This is a genomic window from Guyparkeria sp. (assembly GCF_046540515.1).
In the GTDB taxonomy this organism is placed as follows: Bacteria; Pseudomonadota; Gammaproteobacteria; order Halothiobacillales; family Halothiobacillaceae; genus Guyparkeria.
Window position 1 is genome coordinate 1 of record NZ_JBKHFB010000094.1, and the last position, 5596, is coordinate 5596.

General features: G+C 68.5%; 5 protein-coding genes. 4 read left to right on the plus strand and 1 reads right to left on the minus strand.

The window, feature by feature from the left end:
• The coding region (locus ACLFRM_RS08830) for a DEAD/DEAH box helicase family protein (RefSeq protein ID WP_410755372.1) at window positions 1–296 on the minus strand (296 nt) is incomplete at its 3' end.
• Window positions 297–424: 128 nt separating this feature from the next.
• Between ACLFRM_RS08830 and rnr the strand changes: the two genes are divergently transcribed.
• The 4 genes from rnr to recA all read left to right on the plus strand — a co-directional run.
• Entirely contained in the window at window positions 425–2845 is a 2421-nt protein-coding gene (rnr, locus tag ACLFRM_RS08835) for a ribonuclease R (RefSeq protein ID WP_410755373.1), read from the plus strand.
• 8 nt (window positions 2846–2853) lie between these two features.
• Window positions 2854–3624 (plus strand): 23S rRNA (guanosine(2251)-2'-O)-methyltransferase RlmB, encoded by a 771-nt coding sequence (gene rlmB / locus ACLFRM_RS08840; RefSeq protein ID WP_410755374.1) that lies wholly within the window; start codon window positions 2854–2856, stop codon window positions 3622–3624.
• Between the two features lie 145 nt (window positions 3625–3769).
• Window positions 3770–4951 (plus strand): pyridoxal phosphate-dependent aminotransferase, encoded by a 1182-nt coding sequence (locus tag ACLFRM_RS08845; RefSeq protein ID WP_410755375.1) that lies wholly within the window; start codon window positions 3770–3772, stop codon window positions 4949–4951.
• A gap of 86 nt (window positions 4952–5037) precedes the next feature.
• On the plus strand, window positions 5038–5596 hold a 559-nt coding region (gene recA / locus ACLFRM_RS08850), incomplete at its 3' end, for a recombinase RecA (protein WP_410755376.1).

Consider the following 5596-nt stretch of genomic DNA (forward strand, 5'->3'; position numbering starts at 1 on the left):
GGCTGGTAGTAGTCGTAGTAGGAGACGAAGTACTCCACCGCGTTGTGCGGGAAGAAGCCCTTGAGCTCGCCGTAGAGCTGGGCGGCCAGCGTCTTGTTGGGCGCGAGCACCATGGCCGGGCGTTGCACCTCGCTGATGACGTTGGCCATCGTGAACGTCTTGCCCGAGCCGGTCACCCCGAGCAGGGTCTGGTGCATCAGCCCGTCGTTGAGGCCCTCGACGAGCGTCTCGATGGCACGGGGCTGGTCGCCGGCCGGCTGGTAGTCTGTTGCGATCTGGAAACGGTGTTCTGACATAGCCCGCAGTATAAATGCTGGCACCTCGGCTTTCCGGCGGCTTTTGCTTTATCATGCCGGGATTGACGTCGTGCGGTGATTCATGCCACGCCGACGGATCCCCCGAATTTTCGTTCCCCCAGGTATTCATGACCGATACAAACCTCGAAGACCCGAACGCCCCGCGCGAGGCCGAGAAATACGACAATCCCGTCGCCAGCCGCGAGTTCCTGCTCGATCTCTTGGGCAAGCAGGACGGACCGATCACGCTCAACAAGCTGATCGCGGAGCTCGGCTACGACGGCGACGAGGAGCGCATCGAGGGCCTGCGCCGCCGCCTGCGCGCCATGGAGCGCGACGGCCAGGCCATCCGCAATCGCCGCGGCGGCTATGTGCCGGTGACCAAGGCGGAACTGGTGCGCGGCCGGGTGATCGGTCACCGCGACGGCTTCGGTTTCCTGGTGCCCGACGAGGGCGGCAACGACGTCTTCCTCTCGCCGCGCGTCATGCGTGCGCTGCTGCACGGCGACCGCGCCGTGGTGCAGGTGGTCGGCGAGGACCGTCGCGGTCGCCCCGAGGGGGCGCTGGTCGAGGTGATCGAGCGGGCCAATGCGGAGGTCGTCGGTCGGCTGGTGATCGAGGCCGGTGTGGCCTTCGTCATCCCCGACAACAAACGCATGACCCAGGACGTGCTCGTCCCGATGGAGGCGCTCGGCGGGGCGACCGACGGGCAGATCGTTCGGGTCGCGCTGGTCGAGCAGCCCACCCAGCGGCACAAGCCGGTCGGCAAGGTCATCGAGGTGCTGGGCGATCACATGTCGCCGGGCATGGAGATCGACGTCGCCATCCGCGCCCACGGCATTCCCCACGAGTGGCCCGAGCCGGTCAAGCGGCACATCGAGAACATGAGCGACGAGGTCGCCGAGGCGGACAAGATCGGCCGGGTCGACCTGCGCGACGTGCCGCTGGTCACCATCGACGGCTCGGACTCCAAGGACCTCGACGACGCGGTCTTCTGCGAGCCGACCCCGAAGGGCTTCCGCCTGCTGGTGGCGATCGCCGACGTCTCGCACTACGTGCGCATCGGCTCGGCGCTGGACGAGGAAGGCTTCCGCCGTGCGACCTCGGTGTATTTCCCGGGGCGCGTGGTGCCGATGCTCCCCGAGATCCTCTCCAACGGCCTGTGCTCGGTGAACCCGGACGTCGATCGCCTCTGCCTGTGCGCCGAGATGCTGATCAACGCTCAGGGCCAGATCATCCGCTCGCGCTTCTTCGAGGGCGTGATGCGGAGTCACGCGCGCCTGACCTACGACAACGTCGCGGCCATGCTGCTCGACAACGACCAGGCCGAGCGCGACAAGCACCGTCACGTGATCAAGCCGCTCGAGGCGCTGCACGAGCTCTACAAGGTGCTGCGCGCCGAGCGCGAGTCGCGCGGGGCGATCGACTTCGACACCATCGAGACCAAGATCGTCTTCGGCGAGAACCGCAAGATCGAGGCGATCGTGCCCTACGAGCGCAACGACGCACACAAGATCATCGAGGAGTGCATGATCGCGGCGAACGTCGCCGCCGGCCGCTTCCTCGCTCGGCGCAAGATCCCCTCGCTCTACCGCGTCCACGACCGCCCGGGCGCCGAGAAGATCGACGACCTGCGCGCCGCACTCAAGGAAAAGGGCCTGACCCTCGGCGGCGGCGAGAAGCCGACCCCGGCGGATTTCAACGCCCTGATCGAGGAGGCCAAGGGGCGTCCGGACTTCGCCACCATCCAGACCCTGCTGCTGCGTTCCCTGCAGCAGGCGGTCTACGCCCCGGACAACCTCGGCCACTTTGGCCTCGCCCACGAGCACTACGCGCACTTCACCTCGCCGATCCGCCGTTACCCGGACCTGATGGTGCACCGCGCCATCCGTCACGTGCTGCGCACCGGCAGCGCCGAGAACTTCCCCTACAGCCAGGAAGAGATGGTCCTGGTCGGCGAGCACTGCTCGAACAACGAGCGCCGCGCCGACGAGGCCACGCGCGACGCCACCGACTGGCTCAAGTGCGAGTTCATGCTCGACAAGGTCGGCAACGTCTACGAGGGTCGGGTGGCCTCGGTGCTGGGCTTTGGTCTGTTCGTCGAGCTCAAGGACTTCTTCGTCGAGGGGCTGCTGCACATCACCGCCCTCAAGCGCGATTTCTACCACTTCGATCCGGTCAGCGTGTCGCTCAAGGGCGAGCGCAGCGGCAAGACCTACGCGCTCAACGACACCATCCATGTCCGCGTGGCGCGGGTCGATCTCGACGAGCGCAAGATCGACTTCATGCTGCCGGACGACGAGGAAGGCGAGGGTGACGACCAGTCGCGCCGCGACGAGGGCAAGTCCCCGAAAGGCGCCGGCGACTCGGACGACAGCGCCTCGGAGGACGAAGGCGGCGGTGGCGGCAAGAAGCGCCGTCCCCGCCGGCGTCGTCGCAAGCCCAAGGGTGAAGGCGGCGCGGACCAGAGCGACGCTCGGTCGGGCGGCGAGTCCGGCGAGACGGGCGCGCGCAAGGGCGACGATCCCGTCTCGACACCGTCTGACTGACCCGCGACGTGGCCCGACCCGACGAACCCGAATGGATCGGCGGCTTCCACGCCGTCGAGGCCGCCCTGCGCGAGCGCCCCGAGCGTGTGGAGCGGGTGGCGCTGTCCGGCCGGGACGATCGTCGCGCCCGTCGTCTGCAGGCGCTGGCCGAGCGGGCGGGCGTGACGGTCGAGTCGCGCGACGAGGCCTGGTTCGACAAGCTGCGCAGCGACGGCAAGCCGCTGCGTCACCAGGGCGTGGCCGCGCGTGTCGCGCTCAGCCAGGCCGGCGACGAAAACGACCTGATCGCCCTGCTCGAGGGGTGCGCCGAGCCACCGCTGCTGCTGGTCCTCGACGGCGTGACCGACCCGCACAACCTCGGCGCCTGCCTGCGGGCCGCGGAGGCTGCCGGGGTGCTGGCGGTGGTCGCGCCCAAGGATCGAGCCTGCGGTCTCACGGCGGCGGCCCGCAAGACCTCGGCCGGCTCGGCCGAGCGCCTGCCCTTCGTCCAGGTGACCAACCTCGCCCGCACGCTCGCCGACCTCAAGGCCCGCGGGCTGTGGATCGTCGGGGCCGCCGGCGAGGGGCCGGTCTCCCTCTACGAGAGCGATTTCGCCTGCGAGCCGGTGGCCCTGGTGATGGGCGCCGAGGGCGGTGGCCTGCGCCGCCTGACCCGCGAGCGCTGCGACCAGCTGATCCACATCCCGATGGCGCCGAGCGTCGAGAGCCTGAATGTCTCGGTGGCCTCCGCCGTCTGCCTGTTCGAGTTCCGGCGTCAGCGACTGGCGGCCGCCGGCTGACGCGGTCGGGCGTCGGGCGTCTCACGTCGAAACCGGCCGGCGTTTCCGGTAAAATGCCGACCGAATCATTTCAATGTGGTCCGGCGTTCCCGCCCTCGGCCGAGGAGCGACCCGAGGAACGCCCACCAGGGAGTCAGCAGCCGTCATGAACCTTTCCGACCGGGTCCGCCGGGTCCGTCCGTCACCGACACTTGCCGTCACCGCCAAGGCCGCCGAGCTGCGCGCCGCGGGGCGCGACATCATCAGTCTCGGTGCCGGCGAGCCCGACTTCGACACCCCGAAGCACATCGGCGAGGCGGGCATCCAGGCAATCCGCGACGGCTTCACGCGCTACACCGCGGTCGAGGGCATCGTCGAGCTGCGTCAGGCAATTGCCGACAAGCTCAAGAACGAGCAGGGGCTCGAGTACGGCCTCGACCAGGTCATCGTCTCCACCGGCGGCAAGCAGAGCATCTTCAACCTCTGCCAGGCCCTGCTCAACCCCGGCGACGAGGCCATCATCACCGCGCCCTACTGGGTCTCCTACCCGGACATGGTGCGTCTGGCCGGCGGCGAGCCGGTGATCGTCTCCGCCGGCCAGGACCAGGGCTTCAAGATGAGCCCGCGTCAGCTGGCGGCGGCCATCACCGACAAGACCCGTCTGGTGATGCTAAACAGCCCCTCCAATCCGACCGGTGTGGCCTACACCCGCGAGGACTGGGGGCAGCTGGCCGACGTGCTGCGCGACCACCCCGAGATCGTGATCGCCACGGACGACATGTACGAGAAGATCCTCTGGGCGGACGAGCCGTTCTCGAACATCGCCATGGTGGCGCCGGATCTCCTGCCGCGCACCGTGGTGCTCAACGGCGTGAGCAAGGCCTACGCCATGACAGGCTGGCGGATCGGCTACGCCGCCGGCCCGGCCGACCTGATCAAGGCGATGAAGGTGCTGCAGTCGCAGAGCACCTCCGGGGCCTGCTCGATCGCGCAGAAGGCGGCCTGCGAGGCGATCGCCGGCGACCAGTCGGAAATCGACGCGATGGTGAGCGCCTTCCGCGAGCGACACGACTACGTGGTCGACGCGCTCAACGAACTGCCGGGCGTCTCGTGCCTGCCGGGCCAGGGTGCCTTCTACAGTTTTCCCGATGTCTCGGCCGCCATGAAGGCGCTGGGGATCGACGACGACGTCGCCTTCTCCGAGCACCTGCTCGAACAAGCCGGTGTCGCCGTGGTGCCGGGCTCGGCCTTCGGTGCACCGGGGCACGTCCGCTTGAGTTACGCGACCAGCCTGGATGCGTTGCGCGAGGCCATCGACCGGATCCGCGCGGTCCTGCCGGCGGCCTGACCGAACCTGTTTTTATGGCGGTGGGCAGGGAGGCCGGCCGCGTTTCACTGCCTGCATTTCAAGCCCGAAGGGTTGGGAGTTGATTGATGGATGAGAACCGCAAGAAGGCCCTGAGCGCCGCCCTGTCGCAGATCGAACGCCAGTTCGGCAAGGGGGCGGTGATGCGCATGAACGACGAGGGACGACGGAATGTCCCGGCGATCAGCACCGGCTCGATCTCGCTGGATGCCGCGCTCGGCATCGGTGGGTTGCCGCGCGGTCGTGTGGTCGAGATCTACGGCCCGGAATCCTCGGGCAAGACCACGCTCACCCTGCAGGTGCTGGCCCAGGCGCAGAAGGCCGGCGGCACCTGCGCGTTCATCGATGCCGAGCACGCCCTCGACCCGACCTACGCCGAGAAGCTGGGCGTCAACGTCGACGACCTGCTGGTCTCCCAGCCGGACACCGGCGAGCAGGCGCTCGAGATCGCCGACATGCTGGTGCGCTCCGGTGCGGTCGATGCCGTGGTGGTCGACTCGGTCGCCGCCCTGGTACCCAAGGCCGAGATCGAGGGCGAGATGGGTGACAGCCACGTCGGTCTGCAGGCCCGCCTGATGAGCCAGGCGCTGCGCAAGCTGACCGGCAACATCAAGCGCACCAACTGCA

What these genes read in the sequence shown, in the direction of transcription:
- rnr (WP_410755373.1), top strand. Translation starts at nt 425, where the DNA reads ATGACCGATACAAACCTCGAAGACCCGAACGCCCCGCGCGAGGCCGAG.
- ACLFRM_RS08845 (WP_410755375.1), top strand. Translation starts at nt 3,770, where the DNA reads ATGAACCTTTCCGACCGGGTCCGCCGGGTCCGTCCGTCACCGACACTT.